This window comes from Serratia sp. OLAL2 (genome assembly GCF_002752475.1).
GTDB lineage: Bacteria > Pseudomonadota > Gammaproteobacteria > Enterobacterales > Enterobacteriaceae > Serratia > Serratia bockelmannii.
The window spans coordinates 242,092-260,352 of the sequence record NZ_MSTL01000017.1 but is presented as its reverse complement, the minus strand read 5'-3'; the positions used below and the strand labels follow the sequence as shown (position 1 = coordinate 260,352).

16 protein-coding genes are annotated in these 18,261 nt (G+C 60.5%); 10 read left to right on the top strand and 6 right to left on the bottom strand.

Translation table 11 applies throughout. From position 1 onward, the window contains the following. The first annotated feature begins 258 nt into the window (after positions 1 to 258). Complete coding sequence (gene brnQ, locus BVU99_RS12870) at positions 259 to 1,575, top strand: branched-chain amino acid transport system II carrier protein (RefSeq protein WP_099817488.1); 1,317 nt, start codon at positions 259 to 261, stop codon at positions 1,573 to 1,575. A gap of 73 nt (positions 1,576 to 1,648) precedes the next feature. After that, positions 1,649 to 3,055 carry a proline-specific permease ProY gene (proY, locus tag BVU99_RS12865; RefSeq protein WP_099817509.1) on the top strand — a complete coding sequence of 469 codons (1,407 nt, stop codon included), beginning with the start codon at positions 1,649 to 1,651 and terminating at the stop codon, positions 3,053 to 3,055. Between the two features lie 32 nt (positions 3,056 to 3,087). Here proY and BVU99_RS12860 read toward each other — a convergent pair whose 3' ends face one another. Further along, positions 3,088 to 3,351, bottom strand: a complete 264-nt coding sequence (locus tag BVU99_RS12860) for a hypothetical protein (RefSeq protein ID WP_099817489.1) — start codon at positions 3,349 to 3,351, stop codon at positions 3,088 to 3,090. 132 nt (positions 3,352 to 3,483) lie between these two features. Beyond that, positions 3,484 to 4,740 carry a mechanosensitive ion channel domain-containing protein gene (locus tag BVU99_RS12855; protein ID WP_099817490.1) on the bottom strand — a complete coding sequence of 419 codons (1,257 nt, stop codon included), beginning with the start codon at positions 4,738 to 4,740 and terminating at the stop codon, positions 3,484 to 3,486. A gap of 247 nt (positions 4,741 to 4,987) precedes the next feature. Between BVU99_RS12855 and malZ the strand changes: the two genes are divergently transcribed. Then, the gene (gene malZ / locus BVU99_RS12850; protein WP_025301746.1) at positions 4,988 to 6,811 is read left to right on the top strand and encodes a maltodextrin glucosidase; all 1,824 of its coding nucleotides are present in this window, start codon (positions 4,988 to 4,990) and stop codon (positions 6,809 to 6,811) included. A gap of 53 nt (positions 6,812 to 6,864) precedes the next feature. Here the strand turns inward: malZ and ggt are convergent, their stop codons facing one another. From ggt to BVU99_RS12835, 3 genes are all read right to left on the bottom strand, one after another. Next, positions 6,865 to 8,628: a gamma-glutamyltransferase gene (ggt, locus tag BVU99_RS12845; RefSeq protein WP_049206203.1), complete on the bottom strand. Its 1,764-nt coding sequence runs from the start codon at positions 8,626 to 8,628 to the stop codon at positions 6,865 to 6,867. A 233-nt stretch (positions 8,629 to 8,861) separates the two neighbouring features. Further along, positions 8,862 to 9,464, bottom strand: coding sequence for a peroxiredoxin C (locus BVU99_RS12840; RefSeq protein WP_004940403.1), 603 nt, complete (start codon positions 9,462 to 9,464; stop codon positions 8,862 to 8,864). A gap of 229 nt (positions 9,465 to 9,693) precedes the next feature. Next, entirely contained in the window at positions 9,694 to 10,275 is a 582-nt protein-coding gene (locus BVU99_RS12835) for an ACP phosphodiesterase (RefSeq protein ID WP_025301748.1), read from the bottom strand. A gap of 120 nt (positions 10,276 to 10,395) precedes the next feature. Here BVU99_RS12835 and queA point away from each other — a divergent pair, with 120 nt between their 5' ends. From queA to secF, 5 genes are all read left to right on the top strand, one after another. Continuing rightward, on the top strand, positions 10,396 to 11,466 hold the full coding sequence (gene queA / locus BVU99_RS12830) for a tRNA preQ1(34) S-adenosylmethionine ribosyltransferase-isomerase QueA (RefSeq protein WP_033651079.1): 1,071 nt from the start codon (positions 10,396 to 10,398) through the stop codon (positions 11,464 to 11,466). 72 nt (positions 11,467 to 11,538) lie between these two features. Then, positions 11,539 to 12,663: a tRNA guanosine(34) transglycosylase Tgt gene (tgt, locus tag BVU99_RS12825; RefSeq protein WP_016928877.1), complete on the top strand. Its 1,125-nt coding sequence runs from the start codon at positions 11,539 to 11,541 to the stop codon at positions 12,661 to 12,663. Positions 12,664 to 12,696: 33 nt separating this feature from the next. Beyond that, complete coding sequence (gene yajC, locus BVU99_RS12820) at positions 12,697 to 13,029, top strand: preprotein translocase subunit YajC (protein WP_004940391.1); 333 nt, start codon at positions 12,697 to 12,699, stop codon at positions 13,027 to 13,029. A gap of 24 nt (positions 13,030 to 13,053) precedes the next feature. Further along, positions 13,054 to 14,901 carry a protein translocase subunit SecD gene (gene secD, locus BVU99_RS12815; protein WP_004940390.1) on the top strand — a complete coding sequence of 616 codons (1,848 nt, stop codon included), beginning with the start codon at positions 13,054 to 13,056 and terminating at the stop codon, positions 14,899 to 14,901. Between the two features lie 10 nt (positions 14,902 to 14,911). Then, entirely contained in the window at positions 14,912 to 15,880 is a 969-nt protein-coding gene (secF, locus tag BVU99_RS12810) for a protein translocase subunit SecF (protein ID WP_004940389.1), read from the top strand. Positions 15,881 to 15,944: 64 nt separating this feature from the next. Here secF and BVU99_RS12805 read toward each other — a convergent pair whose 3' ends face one another. Next, the gene (locus BVU99_RS12805; protein ID WP_025301749.1) at positions 15,945 to 16,505 is read right to left on the bottom strand and encodes a DUF3251 domain-containing protein; all 561 of its coding nucleotides are present in this window, start codon (positions 16,503 to 16,505) and stop codon (positions 15,945 to 15,947) included. A gap of 176 nt (positions 16,506 to 16,681) precedes the next feature. Here BVU99_RS12805 and nrdR point away from each other — a divergent pair, with 176 nt between their 5' ends. Both nrdR and ribD read left to right on the top strand, forming a co-directional pair. Continuing rightward, positions 16,682 to 17,131, top strand: coding sequence for a transcriptional regulator NrdR (gene nrdR, locus BVU99_RS12800; protein WP_004940387.1), 450 nt, complete (start codon positions 16,682 to 16,684; stop codon positions 17,129 to 17,131). A gap of 10 nt (positions 17,132 to 17,141) precedes the next feature. Beyond that, positions 17,142 to 18,251: a bifunctional diaminohydroxyphosphoribosylaminopyrimidine deaminase/5-amino-6-(5-phosphoribosylamino)uracil reductase RibD gene (gene ribD, locus BVU99_RS12795; protein WP_049206202.1), complete on the top strand. Its 1,110-nt coding sequence runs from the start codon at positions 17,142 to 17,144 to the stop codon at positions 18,249 to 18,251. Positions 18,252 to 18,261 lie beyond the last annotated feature (10 nt).

The window sequence follows — 18,261 nt, the reverse complement described above, 5'->3', positions numbered from 1 at the left end:
CGTGCGTCTTGCCTTGAAGCGCTATAAACGTTTACCTTAGCCCTCGTTGTCGGATTAAACCTCCATTTTTATAACTCCTAAAATTTTGCCCATCTTCATGAGCGGCCACTTTCGAATAGGGACATAAACGCCGGATCGACTGCGTTTAGGGTGCTTATTTGGCGCTGCAACGTTAGGGCATGCCGGCAACCGGGTGGGGCGTTACGCCACCACGCTATCGGACCATTTTTTTCATTTGAACAGGCAACACGACATCGTATGAGTCATCGTTTAACGTCAAAAGATATCCTGGCACTGGGTTTCATGACCTTTGCCTTATTCGTTGGGGCCGGGAACATCATCTTCCCGCCGATGGTCGGCTTGCAGTCCGGTGAACACGTCTGGACCGCAGCGCTGGGCTTCCTGATCACCGCCGTGGGTCTGCCGGTCATCACCGTCATCGCGTTGGCGCGCGTCGGCGGCGGCATCGACGCCCTCAGTTCGCCGATCGGCCGCGGCGCCGGCCTGCTGCTGGCGACCGTCTGCTACCTGGCCGTCGGCCCGCTGTTCGCCACGCCGCGCACCGCCACCGTATCCTTTGAAGTGGGCATTGCCCCGCTGACCGGCGACGGCACCATGCCGCTGTTCATCTATAGCCTGGTGTACTTCGCGCTAGTGATCGGCATCTCCCTGTATCCGGGCCGTCTGCTCGATACCGTCGGCCACGTGCTGGCGCCGCTGAAGATCGTGGCGCTGGCCGTACTGGGCATCGCCGCGCTGCTGTGGCCTGCCGGCGCGCCGATCCCGGCGACGGCGGCTTACCAGAGCGTGCCTTTCTCCTCCGGCTTCGTTAACGGCTATCTGACCATGGATACGCTGGGGGCGCTGGTATTCGGCATCGTTATCGTCAACGCGGCGCGTTCACGCGGCGTGAAAGACGCCGGTCTGTTGACTCGTTACACCATTCTGGCCGGTTTGATCGCCGGCGTGGGCCTGACGCTGGTTTACCTGAGTCTGTTCAAGCTGGGCTCCGGCAGCGGCGCGCTGGTGCCTGACGCCACCAACGGCGCGGTGATCCTGCACGCTTACGTTCAGAACACCTTCGGCGGTTTGGGCAGCTTCTTCCTGGCGGCGCTGATCTTCATCGCCTGCATGGTGACCGCGGTAGGCCTGACCTGCGCCTGCGCCGAGTTCTTCGCGCAATATCTGCCGTTCTCGTACAAGACGCTGGTGTTTATCCTGGGCCTGTTCTCGATGGTGGTGTCCAACCTCGGCCTGAGCCACCTGATCCAGATCTCCATTCCGGTGCTGACCGCGATTTACCCGCCGTGCATCGTGCTGGTGGTGCTGAGCTTCACCCTGCGTTGGTGGCACAGCGCGCCGCGCATCATCGCGCCGGTGATGCTTGTCAGCCTGTTGTTTGGTATCCTTGACGCGGTGAAAGCCTCCAGCTTCCAGCAACTGCTGCCGGCCTGGACCACTCACCTGCCGCTGGCGGAGCAGGGGTTGGCATGGTTGCCGCCTTCGCTGCTGATGCTGGTGCTGGTCGCGATTTATGATCGGGTGTGCACGCGTTCCCAAGTGACCGCGCACTGATAATCCCCCGGCTTAATCCAGGGCCACGGACATGTCCGTGGCTTTTTTTCGTTTAAAACTATGGGTCATTTTCATGCAACAACAGTCACCCACCTCTGCCCCCGACAATAAGCTGAAACGCGGCCTCAGCACGCGTCATATCCGCTTTATGGCGTTGGGGTCAGCCATCGGCACCGGGTTGTTCTACGGCTCGGCGGACGCCATCAAAATGGCCGGCCCGAGCGTGCTGCTGGCTTACCTGATCGGCGGCATCGTGGCCTTTATCATCATGCGCGCCCTGGGGGAGATGTCGGTCAACAACCCGCAGGCCAGCTCATTTTCCCGCTATGCGCAGGACTACCTCGGCCCGATGGCGGGTTACATCACCGGTTGGACCTACTGCTTTGAAATCCTGATCGTCGCCATCGCCGACGTGACCGCTTTCGGCATCTATATGGGGGTCTGGTTCCCGGAAGTGCCGCACTGGATCTGGGTGCTGAGCGTGGTGTTGATTATCGGCGCCATCAACCTGATGAGCGTCAAGGTGTTCGGCGAGCTGGAGTTCTGGTTCTCGTTCTTCAAGGTCGCCACCATCATCATCATGATCGCGGCCGGTATCGGCATCATCATCTGGGGTATCGGCAACGGCGGGCAACCGACCGGCATTCATAACCTGTGGTCGAACGGCGGCTTCTTCAGCAACGGCTTTATCGGCATGATCCTGTCGCTGCAGCTGGTGATGTTCGCTTACGGCGGCATTGAAATCATCGGCATCACCGCCGGCGAAGCCAAAGATCCGAAAAAATCGATTCCCAAAGCCATCAACTCGGTGCCGTGGCGCATTCTGGTGTTCTACGTCGGCACGCTGTTCGTCATTATGTCTATCTACCCGTGGAACCAGGTGGGCACCAACGGCAGCCCGTTCGTGCTGACCTTCCAGCATATGGGCATCACCGTGGCGGCGGGCATTCTCAACTTCGTGGTGATTACCGCGTCGCTGTCGGCGATCAACAGCGACGTGTTCGGCGTCGGCCGCATGCTGCACGGCATGGCTGAGCAGGGCCACGCGCCGAAAATGTTCAGCAAGGTGTCGAAACGCGGTATTCCCTGGGTGACGGTGGTGGTGATGATGCTGGCGCTGCTGCTGGCGGTATACCTCAACTACATCATGCCGGAGAGTGTGTTCCTGGTGATTGCGTCCCTGGCGACCTTCGCCACCGTGTGGGTGTGGATCATGATCCTGTTCTCCCAAATCGCCTTCCGCCGCAGCCTGAGCAAAGAGCAGGTGAAGCAGCTGGCGTTCCCGCTGCGCGGCGGGGTATTCACTTCGGTGGTGGCGATCGTGTTCCTGGTGTTCATCATCGGCCTGATCGGCTACTTCCCGACCACGCGCGTCTCGCTGTACGCCGGCCTGGTCTGGGTGGTATTGCTGCTGGCGGGATACTGGTTCAAGGTCAACCATCAGAAAAAACGCGCGCCGTTGGCGACGCAGCAAGACTAAATGGAAAAACACCGGCTAAGGCCGGTGTTTTTTTAGCGTTGGTCTTCCACTTCCTCCTCCCCGGCGGCGCGCGCTTCGATACGCATGTCGCCGCCGTTAAGGCGTTCTTCCTCCTCCTCGCCGGCGCAGCGCGCCAGCACTTCGCGAATGTCCTGCATATTGCTGCTGAGCGCGCTCAGCGAAGGTTGCAGATTGCGGGGCATGCGGCTTTCGTCCAGCGAAGCGCTGTGCAGGCAGCCGATAAACAGCAGGGTGGCCAGCAGGGTAAACAACCGGTGACGTAACCGTTTCAGCAAGGGCTTTCCCTCTCGGTGGTGAAGGTGATGGCGCATTAACGCCGTTTTCGCCGGGGAAAAGAAGGGGGTGGAGATATCTGCTGGCAATTGAAAGAACATCATTACCAGCAGACACAATTACGTCAGCCGACGTCAGGAAGCGTTCGCGCTTTGTCGCAACATGCCGCGCAGGTCATTGCCGCTCGGTGTCTGATGCACGCGCAGGCCGAACTCATCGATCACCGCCAGGATATGGTCGAAAATATCCGCCTGAATGCTTTCGTACTCCGCCCAGACCGTAGTGTTGGTGAAGGCGTAGATTTCCAGCGGCAGGCCTTCCGGCGTCGGCGCCAGCTGGCGCACCATCAGCGTCATATTCTGGTGAATGCGCGGGTGAGCGCGCAGGTAGGCTTCCAGATAGGCGCGCAGCGTGCCGAGGTTGGTCAGGCGGCGGCCGTTGAGCGGCGAGGCCAGATCGACGGCGATCTCCTGGTTATGCTGGCTCAGCTCCTGGGTCTTGACGTTCAGGTAGCTGTGCAGCAGCGGGTTGCGCTGCAGGCGGCGCTGTTCCTCTTCCGACAGGAAGTGCACGCTGCCGGTGTCGATATTCAGGCTGCGCTTGATGCGGCGCCCGCCGGATTCCGACATCGACCGCCAGTTCTTGAACGAGTCGGAGATCAGCGCGTAGGTAGGAATAGTGGTGACGGTGTTGTCCCAGTTACGCACTTTGACCGTGGTCAGGCCGATGTCGGTGACCGCGCCGTCGGCGCCGTATTTCGGCATTTCCAGCCAGTCGCCGATCTTCAGCATATCGTTGGCGGAGAGCTGAATGCCGGCCACCAGCCCGAGGATCGGATCCTTGAACACCAACATCAAGACCGCGGTCATGGCACCCAGGCCGCTGAGCAGCAGCAGCGGCGATTTGCCCATCAGCAACGAAACGATCATGATGCCGATCAGGATCGCCGCCACCAGTTTCAGGCCCTGGAAAATGCCGCGCAGCGGCAGCTGATTGGCGATCGGACTTTGGCGCAGCAGCGCCAGCAGCGTATCCAGCAGCGAGAACAGCGACAGCAGGGTGAAGGCGAGGATCCACACCTGCGCGGCGGTGACGATCACCGCCTGGGTCTGGCTGCCGCTCTGCAACCACAGCGTCGCCTGGATGCTGATGATCACCCCTTGCAGCAGCAGCGCCACGCGCTGGAACAGTTTGTATTGGGTGATGGCCTGTTGCCAGACGCGCTGCGATTGCTGGCCGCGGCGCTGAAGGGCGGCCAACACCACCCGGTGCAGCACCAGGTGGATCACCACCGAGATCAGGACAATCAACCCCAATACCATCAACAGCGACATCACTCCGCCGAATTCCAAACCAAACTGTTCCAGCCAGCGCGTTATCTGTTGTTGCATTACCGCTCCTTAAAAAATGCGCAAAAAATATCCTGTAAGCTCAAAACGCGTTAGCCTAAGGGGTAACGTGAAGGATTTGTGCCTGTTTACCTTTTTTTACATCGAGTTAGCGTTATTTTTCGGTCTCCGCCCCCCGGCTCATCCCTGGGTTTTGCGGCCAGAGAGGAGGGGGAGTTGCACTTAACGTGGCATTGTTCGCTTCTTGAAGAACGCCGTCGATTTCGTTTGGTACAGCAGGAGAAACAGTATGCTTAACGCCTGGCATCAACCGGTCCCGCCTTTTGTGGTGAAGCAAGGGCAACGTTTGGATATCACGCTGTGGTTACAGGGGGATGAACTGCCGGAACGGGTGTTTTTGCGCGCCGAACCGGACAACGAAGAGTGGCTGCTGGTGATGAAAGCGCAGCGCCACGAGGGGATGCGGCGCTACCAGGCCAGCCTTACGCTGAATGAGGGCGAGCCGACGCGGCGTTACTGCTTCAAGCTGCTGTGGGCCGATCGCCAGCAGTGGTTCGGCCCGCAGGGCTGGTCGCCAACGCCGCCGGGCCAGCTGGCGCAGTTCGCCGTCGACGAGCCCGACCATGGCCCCGAGTGGGTGGCGGATCAGCTGTTCTACCAGATTTTCCCCGATCGCTTCGCCAGCAGCGGCGGCGAGCACGGCATCCAAAGCGGCAGCTACCGCCATCACGCGGCCGGTGCCGAGGTGATTCGGCGCGACTGGCAGCATCCGCTGGAGGATCGTCACGCCGCCTCGACCTTTTACGGCGGCGATCTGGACGGCATCTGCGCCAAACTGCCGTATTTGCAGCAGCTGGGCGTGACGGCGCTGTATCTGAACCCGATTTTTACCGCGCCGAGCGTGCATAAGTACGATACCGAGGACTATTACCAGGTCGATCCGCACTTTGGCGGCAACGCGGCGCTGCAGCGTTTGCGAGTGAGCACTCACAAGGTGGGCATGAAACTGGTGCTGGACGGGGTATTCAACCACACCGGTGACTCGCATCCGTGGTTCGACCGCCATCGCCAGGGCGAAAACGGCGCCTGTCACCACCCCGATTCACCGTATCGCGGCTGGTTCAACTTTTACCCGGACGGCCGCGCGCTCGACTGGAAGGGCAACGCCAGCCTGCCGAAGCTCAACTTCGCCGAGCCGCAGGTGGCGGAAGCGATCTATCGCGGGGAAGGCAGCGTGGTGCGCCACTGGCTGCGCCCGCCGTACAGCATCGACGGTTGGCGGCTGGACGTGGTGCACATGCTGGGGGAGAACGGCGGTGCCACCGGCAACCTGCACCACCTGGCTGGCATCTATCAGGCGGTGAAGCAGGAGAATCCGCAGGCCTACGTCTTGGGCGAACACTTCGGCGACGCGCGCCGCTGGCTGCACGCCGGCGTGGAGGATGCGGCGATGAACTACATGGGCTTTGCGCTGCCAGTGCGGGCGTTCTTGGCGGGGCTGGACGTGGCCTATCACCCGGTGCGGCTGGACGCCGCCGGGTGCGCGCAGTGGATGGACGGCTACCGCGCGGGGCTGCCGCACGGCCGCCAGCTGATCCAGTTCAATCAGCTGGACAGCCACGATACCGCGCGTTTCCTCACGCTGTTGCAGGGGAACGCGGCGCGCATGCAGATGGCGGCGGTGTGGTTGCTGAGCTGGATCGGCGTGCCTTGTCTCTATTACGGCGATGAGATTGGCCTGGACGGCGGCAACGATCCGTTCTGCCGCAAGCCGTTCCCGTGGGACGTCGGTGACTGGGATCGGCCGCTGCTGGCGCTGTTCCAGCGCATGGCGGCGCTGCGTAAACAGAGCCTGGCGCTGCGTCGCGGCGGCTGTCAGGTGCTGTACGCCAGCGGAGAAACGCTGGTGTTCGTGCGTCTGTATCAGCAGGAGCAGGTGTTGGTGGCGCTGCAGCGCGACGGCAGCGGCCAGGCGCAGCTGCCGCACAACCCGCTGTTGGCGCGCGGCCCGTGGCGGCGTGTGGAAGGGCGGGGAGAGTTGAGCGAAACGGCCGGCGGGCTGCGCCTGCAGCTGGCGGAAGAGTCGGCCACCGTGTGGCGGTATGAAGGCTAAGGGAACTGCGGGGGCCGTAAGGCCCCCGCGATCAAGGTGAGTAGGCGTTTACATCAGTAACCGACCGCGGAGCCTGCCGGGCGACGCACGTCGTTGGCGCCGTACAGGTAACCTTCGCGCACTTTGCCGGAAACCGCCGAATCGTTGCCGGAGTTGGCCGGGCTGACGCCCGCCGCGCCCGGCAAGCCGACCAGAATCAGTTCGGCGGCGCCCCATGGCGTTTGCTCGACCATCTTATAGCCCATGCCGCTCAGCAGCTTCAGCGTATCGGCGGAAACGCCGCGCTGTTCGTAGTACACCTCATCCGGCAACCATTGGTGATGGATGCGCGGTGCGTCCACCGCTTCCTGCGGCGCCATACCGTGGTCGATCACGTTCAACGCGGTCTGCAGGGTAATGGTGATGATGCGTGAGCCGCCCGGCGAGCCCAGCACCATAAAGATCTTGTTGTCCTTGGTCACCAGCGTCGGGCTCATCGACGATAGTGGGCGCTTACCGGGGGCAATGCTGTTGGCGGTGCCTTGCACCAGCCCGTACAGGTTTTTCTCGCCCACTTTCACCGTGAAGTCGTCCATCTCGTCGTTGAGGAAGAAGCCGGTGCCCGGTGCGATCACCACGGCGCCGAAGCGGCCGTTGACGGTATAGGTGGTGGAGACCGCGTTGCCGTCGTGGTCGACGATCGAATAATGGGTGGTTTCCGGCTTCTCATGCGGTTCCATGCCGGGCTGTACGTTTTCCGACGGCGTGGCCTTGTCCGCGACGATTTTCTTGCGGATCTGCTCGGCGTAGCTCTTGCTCACCAGCCGGTCGATCGGGTTCTTGATGAATTCCGGGTCGCCGAGGTAGGTGTTGCGATCCATGTAGGCATGGCGCATCGCTTCGGTCATGGTGTGAATGGCCGCCGCCGAGTTGAAGCCCATGCTTTTCAGGTCATAGCCTTCCACCACGTTGAGGATTTCGCACAGCGTGACGCCACCTGAGCTGGGAGGCGGCGCCGACACGAACTTGTAGCCGCGATAGCTGCAGGTGATCGGCGGCGTTTCGGTGACCTTGTAGTCGGCGAAGTCGGCGGCGGTCAAAATGCCGCCGCCCTGTTTGGCCGCCGCCTCCACCGCCTGTGGGATCTTGCCTTTGTAGAAGGCGTCGGTTCCCCCTTTGGCGATGGCTTCCAGCGTATTGGCCAGATCGGTTTGCACCAGTTTGTCCCCCGGCTGCAGCGGGCTGCCGTCCGGGCGCAGGAAGATTTTGGCCGACTCGGGATCCTGTTTGAAGCGTGCGACGGTGGTGTCGAGAATATCGGTGTCGGCGCGGGTCAGCACAAAGCCTTCGCGCGCCAGCCTGATCGCCGGCGCCAGCACCTGTTCACGGCTCAGTTTGCCGTACTTCTCACGCGCGGTTTCCATCCCCAGCACGGTGCCAGGCACGCCCGCCGCCAAATAGCCGTACAGGCTGGCGTCTTTCTTCACCTTGCCGTCGGCATCCAGATACATGTTGGCGCTGGCCGCCGCCGGCGCGGTTTCGCGGAAGTTGATGAAGGTGTCGGTGCCGTCCGCCAGGTGGACGGTCATAAAGCCGCCGCCGCCGATGTTGCCGCAGCAGGGGTTCACCACCGCTTGCGCATAGCCGACCGCCACGGCGGCGTCGATGGCGTTGCCGCCCATCTTCAGGATATCCACCCCGACCTGCGAAGCCAGATGCTGCGAGGTGACCACCATGCCGTTTTTGGCTTCCACCGCTGGGTTGGATGCCGCATACAGGCTGCCGCTGACCAGCAGCGCCGCCATGGTCAGGGGTTTGCTCCATTTCTGTAAAAACATAGTTATTCCTACCCTGTCAGTTTTTTATTGTGTTGTGTTGCTTGCCGCTGTTCGCTTGCAAAGCGCGAGCCAGCGTTATTGATAGTAGCCGCAGATGGGCATTCACGCGGCGAACTGGGCGGGAAATGTGAGCGGAAACAGGGAAATAAAGCACTGAAGGCGGGCGGTCTGCCCCAAAAAGGGGCATAAAAAAACCGGCCGCGTGGGCCGGTTGATTCACTATCAGGCTGAAATTACAGCTTGGCAGCGTTTTCAGACAGGTATTTTGCCACGCCGTCTGGGGAAGCGCCCATACCTGCTTTGCCTTTTTCCCACTGAGCCGGGCACACTTCACCGTGCTCTTCGTGGAATTGCAGCGCGTCAACGGTACGGATCATTTCGTCGATGTTACGGCCGATTGGCAGGTCGTTAACAACCTGAGCACGCACGATGCCGTCTTTGTCGATCAGGAAGGAGCCGCGCAGCGCAACGCCAGCTTCCGGGTGTTCGATGCCGTAAGCTTTCTGGATTTCACGCTTAACGTCAGCAACCATTGCGTATTTCACTTCACCGATGCCGCCTTTGTCGACAGGGGTTTTACGCCATGCGTTGTGGACGAATTCTGAGTCGAAGGAAACGCCAACCACTTCAACGCCACGCTTCTGGAACTCTTCATAGCGGTGATCGAAAGCGATCAGCTCGGAAGGGCATACGAAGGTGAAGTCCATTGGCCAGAAGAACAGCACGGCTGGTTTACCGTTCAGGTGCTTCTTCAGGTTGAAGTTTTCAACGATTTCGCCGCTACCCAGTACGGCAGCTGCAGTGAAGTCAGGGGCTTGACGAGTTACCAGGACCATAATTACTCCTGTAATAGGTGTTAAAGGGTGGATGTAAAAACAAGGGCCAGTATAGGGGCCACGACTTGGCGAATAAAGGGCAAAAAACCAATCGATGAGATAGCTTTTACCTATTAAATTCATTAATTAAATTTGACAGGCTTTAAAAATAACCTTTTCCCACAAAAGGGCAAGCGGCAAAGCGTAAATTCTTGCAAGGCGCTGCAATTTCAAACGCTTGAGCTTGACCTCAGAGCGTTTTTTCCTTCGCCTGCTGCATCATTTGCGGATAAAACTGCCAGAATTGTGTTTCAAGCTGATGATAGTGTCGCTCGACGTCGGCGAACGAGCCTGCCAGGGCATCGAGGCGCGGACGTCGGCTGGCCATGCCCTGCAATACCCGGGCGATGAACGGCAATTCGGCGTAGCGTTCCAGCCAGCGTTCCGGCCACAGATAGCCGTTCAGGTTCTGAAAGCGTGGCGGCGTGAGCGGCAGGTAAGGTTCGATCTGGCTGCGGGCTTCCTGGGTAAACTGGTGCAGGTCGCGTGAGGGCTCCAACTGCTGCCAGTGGCGCGCCAAAAAATGGTCCCACACCACGTCGAGGGTGATCGGCGCCACGCGGCGGTAGGGGGCGCTGAAATAGTCGCGGCAGGCTTTGACCTGCGGCAGGCTGTCGGTCAGCACGTCGACGCGGCGGTGCATCATGATGCCGGCTACGACGTCGGGCTGGTAGTCGGCGGCAGGGTTGCCACGCACGAAATCGGCCAGCAGGTTGCCCAGCAGCGAGCTGTCCGCCAGCATGGCCAGGTGAAGATGAGCGAGAAAATTCATCCCTCAACTATACCCGAAGTCAGGCAAATCCTCCTTATTTCTTGCCGCTGACCGCCCCCGGCTTTAGACTAGGCCGCCTGTTTTTTACCAACCAGCCATAAATTGAAGAAGTGAATACCCATGCGCGTCGCTGATTTTTCGTTTGAACTTCCCGAATCCCTGATTGCCCACTATCCCCAGGCCGAACGCAGCGCATGCCGCCTGCTGCAGCTGGACGGGCCGAGCGGGGCGCTGACGCACGGCGTATTCACCGATCTGCTGGATAAGCTGGAAGCCGGCGACCTGCTGGTGTTCAACAATACCCGCGTGATCCCGGCGCGCATGTTCGGCCGCAAGGTCAGCGGTGGCAAGATAGAAGTGCTGGTGGAGCGCGTGCTGGACGACCATCGCGTGCTGGCGCACGTGCGCGCGTCGAAAGCGCCCAAGCCGGGCGCCGAGCTGCTGTTGGGGGATGATGAGAGCATCGCCGCTACCATGGTGGCGCGCCACGAGACGCTGTTCGAGCTGCGCTTCAACGACGAACGCGATGTATTCACCCTTCTCAACGCGGCCGGCCACATGCCGCTGCCGCCTTATATCGCTCGCCCGGATGAAGACGCCGACCGTGAGCTGTATCAGACGGTCTACAGCGAGAAACCGGGCGCGGTCGCCGCGCCGACCGCCGGCCTGCACTTCGACGAACCGCTGCTGGCGGCGCTGCGCGCCAAAGGCGTGGAAATGGCGTTCGTGACGCTGCACGTCGGCGCCGGCACCTTCCAGCCGGTGCGCGTGGAAACCATCGAAGATCACGTGATGCACGCCGAATACGCCGAAGTGCCGCAGGAGGTGGTGGATGCGGTACTGGCCTGCAAAGCGCGCGGCAAGCGCGTCGTGGCGGTGGGCACCACCTCGGTGCGTTCGCTGGAAAGCGCCGCTGCGGCCAGCAAAGAGGCGCTGATTGCGCCGTTCTTCGGCGACACCAGCATCTTTATCTATCCGGGCTATCACTACCAGGTGATCGACGCGCTGGTGACCAATTTCCACCTGCCGGAGTCCACCCTGATCATGCTGGTGTCGGCCTTCGCGGGCTACAAAAATACCATGAACGCCTATCAGCAGGCGGTGGCCGAGCAGTACCGCTTTTTCAGCTACGGCGATGCGATGTTCATCAGCCGTAATCCGCAGGCGGAAAACGAGTCCGTCGGCGGTTAATTTCCCGGGCTGCGCCCACGGCGCGGCCCCGTTTCAACGACATCAGACTGTTTCTCTGATGCTGGAGGCTTTGTGAAGTACGAACTACAAACTACCGATGGCCGCGCACGCCGCGGCCGCCTGATTTTCGACCGTGGCGTGGTGGAAACCCCGGCCTTTATGCCGGTCGGCACCTACGGCACGGTCAAGGGCATGACGCCGGAAGAAGTGAAAGAAACCGGCGCGCAGATCCTGCTGGGCAACACCTTCCACCTGTGGCTGCGCCCTGGCCAGGAGATCATGAAGCTGCACGGCGATCTGCACGATTTCATGCAGTGGCCGGGCCCGATCCTCACCGACTCCGGCGGTTTTCAGGTGTTCAGCCTGGGGGCGATGCGCAAGATCAAAGAGGAAGGCGTGTACTTCCGCAACCCGATCAACGGCGACAAGGTGTTCCTGAGCCCGGAAAAATCGATGGAAATCCAGTATGACCTGGGTTCCGACATCGTGATGATCTTCGACGAATGCACGCCGTACCCGGCCGACTGGGACTACGCCAAGCGTTCGATGGAAATGTCGCTGCGTTGGGCGCAGCGCAGCCGCCAGCGTTTCGACGAGCTGGAAAATAAAAATGCGCTGTTCGGCATCATTCAGGGCGGCGTTTACGAAGATTTACGTGATGTTTCCGTCAAAGGGCTGGTGGATATCGGCTTTGACGGGTACGCTGTGGGCGGCTTGGCTGTAGGCGAGCCGAAAGAGGATATGCATCGCATTCTTGAACACGTTTGCCCGCAAATTCCGGAAGATAAGCCACGCTATTTGATGGGCGTCGGCAAGCCGGAAGATTTGGTGGAAGGCGTGCGCCGCGGCATCGACATGTTCGACTGCGTCATGCCGACCCGCAACGCCCGCAACGGCCATTTGTTCGTGACTGACGGTGTGGTAAAAATCCGTAATGCCAAGCACAAGGATGATACGTCTCCGCTGGATAAGGACTGTGATTGCTACACGTGTCGCCATTACAGCCGCGCCTACTTGCACCATCTCGACCGTTGCAACGAAATATTGGGTGCTCGACTGAACACAATTCATAACCTGCGTCACTACCAGCGCCTGATGGCGGGTTTACGCCAGGCTATCGAAGAGGGTAAATTAGAGCAGTTTGTTGCGGATTTCTATGGTCGGATCGGCAAGCCGATTCCGCCTTTAAACGCTTGATCTAATAATTGATAACTTAATGAGGGAATTTCAATGAGCTTTTTCATTTCTGACGCCGTCGCATCCGCAGGGGCTCCGGCTCAGGGAAGCCCGTACTCTCTGATCATTATGCTGGTGGTGTTCGGCCTGATCTTCTACTTCATGATCCTGCGCCCACAGCAGAAACGCGCGAAAGATCACAAGAAGCTGATGGACTCCATCGGTAAAGGCGACGAAGTGCTGACCACCGGCGGCCTGATCGGTCGTGTGACCAAAGTGGCCGACACCGGCATCATCGCCATCGCGCTGAACGACACCACGGAAGTGATGATCAAGCGTGACTTCGTGGCGGCCGTTCTGCCGAAAGGTACCATGAAGGCCCTGTAATCTTTTTTCCCGAAGGGAATTGCCGTGCTAAACCGTTATCCTTTGTGGAAGTATCTGATGTTGATCGTCGTGATCCTCGTCGGTCTGCTTTATGCGCTTCCCAACATCTACGGTGAGGATCCGGCCGTACAAATCACTGGCGCGCGCGGTGTCGCCGCCAGTGAAACTACGCTGGACCAGGTCCGTACCGTATTAGAAAAAGACAACATCGCGAGCAAGTCGATTGCGCTGGAAAATGGCGCTATCCTGGCTCGCTTTAAAGATCCTGACGTTCAGCTGCGCGCCCGCGAAGCGCTGGTGACCGAGCTGGGTGACAAATTCGTCGTGGCGCTGAACCTGGCGCCGGCCACGCCGACCTGGCTGGCCATGCTGGGCGCAGAACCGATGAAACTCGGCCTGGACCTGCGCGGCGGCGTGCACTTCCTGATGGAAGTGGACATGGACACCGCGTTGAGCAAGCTGCAGGAACAGACCATGGATACCCTGCGCAGCGAGCTGCGCGAGAAGGGCATTCCTTACGCGTCTATCCGCAAGCTGGACAACAACGGCGTGGAAGTTCGCTTCCGTGACGATGCGGCTCGCGACCAGGCCATCAGCTACATCGGCCCGCGTCAGCGCGATCTGGTGCTGTCCGCCAACGGCGCTAACACCATGAAAGCCAACCTGACGGACGCCCGTCTGAGCGAAGCGCGTGAATACGCCGTCCAGCAGAACATCACTATCCTGCGTAACCGCGTCAACCAGCTCGGCGTCGCCGAACCGCTGGTGCAGCGCCAGGGCGCTGACCGCATCGTGGTCGAGCTGCCGGGCATTCAGGACACCGCGCGCGCCAAAGAAATTCTGGGCGCCACCGCGACCCTGGAGTTCCGTCTGGTGAACACCAATGCGGACGCCACCGCGGCGGCCAATGGCCGCGTGCCGGGCGATTCCGAGGTGAAATATACCCGCGACGGCCAGCCGATCGTGCTGTACAAGCGCGTGATCCTGACCGGTGACCACATCACCGACTCCACCTCGAGCACCGACGAATACAACCAGCCGCAGGTTAACATCTCGCTGGATAGCGCCGGCGGCACGTCGATGTCCAACTTCACCAAGGACAACATCGGCAAGCCGATGGCGACCCTGTTCGTGGAATATAAGGACAGCGGCAAGAAAGACGCCAATGGTCGCGCTGTGCTGGTGAAACAGGAAGAAGTGATCAACGTGGCGAACATTCAGTCGCGTCTGGGCAACAGCTTCCGCATCACCGGTATCGGCAACCCGAACGAAGCGCGTCAGCTTTCGCTGCTGTTGCGTGCGGGTGCGCTGATCGCGCCGATTCAGATCGTTGAAGAGCGCACCATCGGTCCAACCCTGGGTCAGCAGAACATTACCCAAGGTCTGGAAGCCTGTCTGTGGGGCCTGGTGGCGTCCATCGTCTTCATGGTGGTCTGGTACCGTAAGTTCGGCGTGATCGCCACCACGGCGCTGGTCGCCAACCTGGTGCTGATCGTCGGCGTGATGTCCCTGTTGCCGGGGGCGACGCTGACCATGCCGGGTATTGCCGGGATCGTGTTGACGCTGGCGGTGGCGGTCGACGCCAACGTACTGATTAACGAACGTATCAAGGAAGAGCTGAAGAATGGCCGGTCCGTTCAGCAGGCAATCCATGAGGGCTATAAAGGCGCGTTCTCCAGTATCGTCGACGCCAACATCACCACGCTGATCACCGCGGTCATCCTGTACGCAGTGGGCACCGGTTCGATCAAAGGCTTTGCGATCACCACCGCGATCGGTGTGGCGACGTCCATGTTCACCGCGATTGTCGGTACCCGTGCCATCGTCAACCTGCTTTACGGCGGCAAACGCATTAACAAGCTGTCTATCTGAGGAGTGCGTTGTGGCACAGGATTATACTGTTGAGCAACTCAACTACGGCCGTAAAGTCTACGACTTTATGCGCTGGGACTATTTGGCCTTCGGCATCTCGTTGCTGCTGTTGGTCGCGTCGATCGTCACCATGTCGGTGCGCGGGTTTAACTGGGGTCTGGATTTCACCGGCGGTACGGTGATTGAAATCAACCTGGAGAAGCCGGCTAACCTTGACCTGATGCGCGACACGCTGGAGAAGGCCGGGTTCCAGGATCCGATCATCCAGAACTTCGGCAGCAGCCGCGACGTGATGGTGCGCATGCCACCGGCGACAGGCACCGCAGGCCAGGAACTGGGCAACAAGGTGATCGGCGTGATCAACGACTCGGTGGATAAAAACGCCACCGTGAAGCGCATCGAGTTCGTCGGCCCGAGCGTGGGCAGCGAGCTGGCGCAAACCGGCGGCATGGCGCTGCTGGTGGCGTTGATCTGTATCCTGATCTACGTCGGTTTCCGCTTCGAATGGCGCCTGGCGCTGGGGGCGGTTATCGCGCTGGCGCACGACGTGATCATCACGCTGGGCGTGCTGTCGCTGTTCCACATCGAGATTGACCTGACCATCGTCGCTTCCCTGATGTCGGTTATCGGTTACTCGCTGAACGACAGCATCGTGGTCTCCGACCGTATTCGTGAGAACTTCCGCAAGATCCGCCGCGGTACGCCTTACGAGATCATGAACGTGTCGTTGACCCAGACGCTGAGCCGTACGCTGATGACTTCCGGTACTACCCTGATGGTGGTGCTGATGCTGTACATCTTCGGTGGCGCGATGCTGCAAGGCTTCTCGCTGGCGATGCTGATCGGCGTGTCGATCGGTACCGTTTCCTCCATCTACGTCGCGTCCGCGCTGGCGTTGAAGCTGGGGATGAAACGCGAGCACATGCTGCAGCAAAAAGTGGAAAAAGAGGGCGCGGATCAGCCTTCGATTCTGCCTTAACCGCCGCAGTATTCAGCGAAATGAGAAGGAGCGCCGATGGCGCTCCTTTTTTTTGCTTTGGGTTTCAGCGTTGCTGCACCACCGCCGGTTGGGCGGTGGCCACCAGACTGTGCAGACGGATATAGCCGAGCTGTTCCGGCGTCAGGCCGCTGAAGCGTAGCTCGAAGTCCTGACCAGGTTTCGGCAGCAGCGAGTCGGCGCTGGCGATCGGTTGCGACAGTGCTTCGGCGGTCAGCGGCCGGCCGGTGGCCTCATCCAGTTGACCCCATTCCACCACCGCGTTGAACGGCGGCAGCGTAGCCTGTGAGAGGATGCGCACATGCAGCTGCGCCTGCGTGCCGTTGGCTTCGCTCTTGATGTGGCTCAGCGAAACGCTCAGTTCGCCGATGCTGCTCTGCAAACGGGCAGCGCTTCGAGCCGCCGGCAGCAGGTAGACGCCATTGTCGGAGTGCTGATTGAGCAAATTCTGCCGCTCCAGTGCGGTGGTTTGGTCGGTCAGTACGCTCACTTTCTGGTTCAGCGCGGCGACCTGATGGCGCAGCTGAGGCACGGCGGTGTTGTGCGCGCAGCCCGCCAGCAAAATGGCGGCGGCGAGCAGGGCGATTTTAGGGTAACAGGTTGTCATGACGGCGATTTCCTATGCTGAGTCTCCTGCTATCAAGCTTAGTCCGCATAGTGGTGAAAGTCATATCGCTGCCACCTTCCCGCCGCCTGTCGCAACAAATGGCCGCCGCCCTTTGTTGTGGCTGCACTTCGGGTTAAACTGCATTTATCTATAAAAAACGTTTATCAGGACGTGTTATGCATTGCCCTTTCTGCGCCGCCGTTGATACCAAAGTCATCGATTCCCGCCTGGTGGGGGACGGTTCGCAAGTGCGCCGCCGCCGCCAGTGTCTGGTATGCAATGAACGCTTCACCACCTTCGAGGTGGCCGAGCTGGTGATGCCGCGAGTGATTAAAAGCGATGAGGTGCGCGAGCCGTTCAACGAAGACAAACTGCGTCGCGGCATGCTGAAAGCGCTGGAAAAGCGCCCGGTCAGCTCGGACGATGTGGAAAACGCCCTTAATCATATCAAATCCCAACTGCGCGCCACCGGCGAACGCGAAGTGCCGACCAAGTTAGTCGGCAATCTGGTGATGGACGCGCTGAAAAAGCTGGATAAGGTGGCCTACATTCGCTTCGCGTCGGTGTATCGCAGCTTCGAAGACGTGCGCGAGTTCGGTGAAGAGATTGCCCGCCTGCAAGACTAAAGGATCTTTCATGCATCACGACGAATTTTACATGGCGCGCGCCTTCGAACTGGCGCGGCTGGGGCGTTTCACCACCGCGCCCAATCCGAACGTCGGCTGCGTTATCGTGCGCGACGGCGAAATTGTCGGTGAAGGCTATCATCTGCGCGCCGGCGAGCCGCATGCGGAAGTGCACGCGCTGCGCATGGCGGGCGACAAGGCGCGCGGCGCCACTGCCTATGTCACGCTCGAACCGTGCAGTCACCACGGCCGCACGCCGCCCTGCGCCGATGCGCTGGTGGCCGCCGGCGTGACGCGGGTGGTCGCGGCGATGCAAGATCCCAATCCTCAGGTGGCGGGGCGCGGCTTGTACAAGCTGCAGCAAGCCGGCGTCGAAGTCCGTCATGGCCTGATGCTGGCCGAGGCCGAAGCGGTCAACCTGGGCTTCCTCAAACGCATGCGCACCGGTTTCCCCTATGTGCAGCTGAAGCTGGGCGCGTCGCTGGACGGCCGCACGGCGATGGCCTCCGGCGAAAGCCAGTGGATCACCTCACCCGAAGCGCGTCAGGACGTGCAGCGCCTGCGCGCGCAGAGCGCCGCCATTCTCAGCACCAGCGCCACCGTGCTGGCGGACGATCCGTCGCTGACGGTGCGTTGGGATGAGCTGGACGCCGAGACGCAGCGCCTCTATCCGCGCGAAAATCTGCGCCAGCCGCTGCGCATCCTGCTCGACAGCCAAAATCGCATTACCCCGCAGCACCGCGTGGTGCAGCAGCCGGGCGCTACCTGGCTGGCGCGCCTGCAGGCGGATGAACAGGCCTGGCCGCAAGAGGTTGAACAGTTTATCTGCCCGGCGCACGGCGGCGGCATCGATCTGGTGGTGATGATGATGCTGTTGGCCAAGCGCCAGGTGAATTCAATCTGGGTGGAGGCGGGCGCATCGCTGGCGGGCGCGTTGCTGCAGGCCGGCCTGGTGGATGAGCTCATTTTGTACATCGCGCCGAAACTGTTGGGCGATAATAGCCGCGGTCTGTGTCATCTGCCGGGCCTGGAACGGTTGGCCGACGCGCCGGAATTCGTCTTTAGCGACGTGCGTCAGGTTGGCCCCGATCTGCGTTTGCGCCTGCGGGCGAAACACTGAATCTCGCGCC

Bases quoted from the DNA above. Each gene is read 5' to 3' on its own strand.
- nrdR (WP_004940387.1), top strand. From the start codon at position 16,682: ATGCATTGCCCTTTCTGCGCCGCCGTTGATACCAAAGTCATCGATTCC.
- ribD (WP_049206202.1), top strand. From the start codon at position 17,142: ATGCATCACGACGAATTTTACATGGCGCGCGCCTTCGAACTGGCGCGG.
- brnQ (WP_099817488.1), top strand. From the start codon at position 259: ATGAGTCATCGTTTAACGTCAAAAGATATCCTGGCACTGGGTTTCATG.
- BVU99_RS12805 (WP_025301749.1), bottom strand. From the start codon at position 16,505: ATGACAACCTGTTACCCTAAAATCGCCCTGCTCGCCGCCGCCATTTTG.
- yajC (WP_004940391.1), top strand. From the start codon at position 12,697: ATGAGCTTTTTCATTTCTGACGCCGTCGCATCCGCAGGGGCTCCGGCT.
- queA (WP_033651079.1), top strand. From the start codon at position 10,396: ATGCGCGTCGCTGATTTTTCGTTTGAACTTCCCGAATCCCTGATTGCC.
- BVU99_RS12835 (WP_025301748.1), bottom strand. From the start codon at position 10,275: ATGAATTTTCTCGCTCATCTTCACCTGGCCATGCTGGCGGACAGCTCG.
- BVU99_RS12855 (WP_099817490.1), bottom strand. From the start codon at position 4,740: ATGCAACAACAGATAACGCGCTGGCTGGAACAGTTTGGTTTGGAATTC.
- ggt (WP_049206203.1), bottom strand. From the start codon at position 8,628: ATGTTTTTACAGAAATGGAGCAAACCCCTGACCATGGCGGCGCTGCTG.
- proY (WP_099817509.1), top strand. From the start codon at position 1,649: ATGCAACAACAGTCACCCACCTCTGCCCCCGACAATAAGCTGAAACGC.
- malZ (WP_025301746.1), top strand. From the start codon at position 4,988: ATGCTTAACGCCTGGCATCAACCGGTCCCGCCTTTTGTGGTGAAGCAA.
- BVU99_RS12840 (WP_004940403.1), bottom strand. From the start codon at position 9,464: ATGGTCCTGGTAACTCGTCAAGCCCCTGACTTCACTGCAGCTGCCGTA.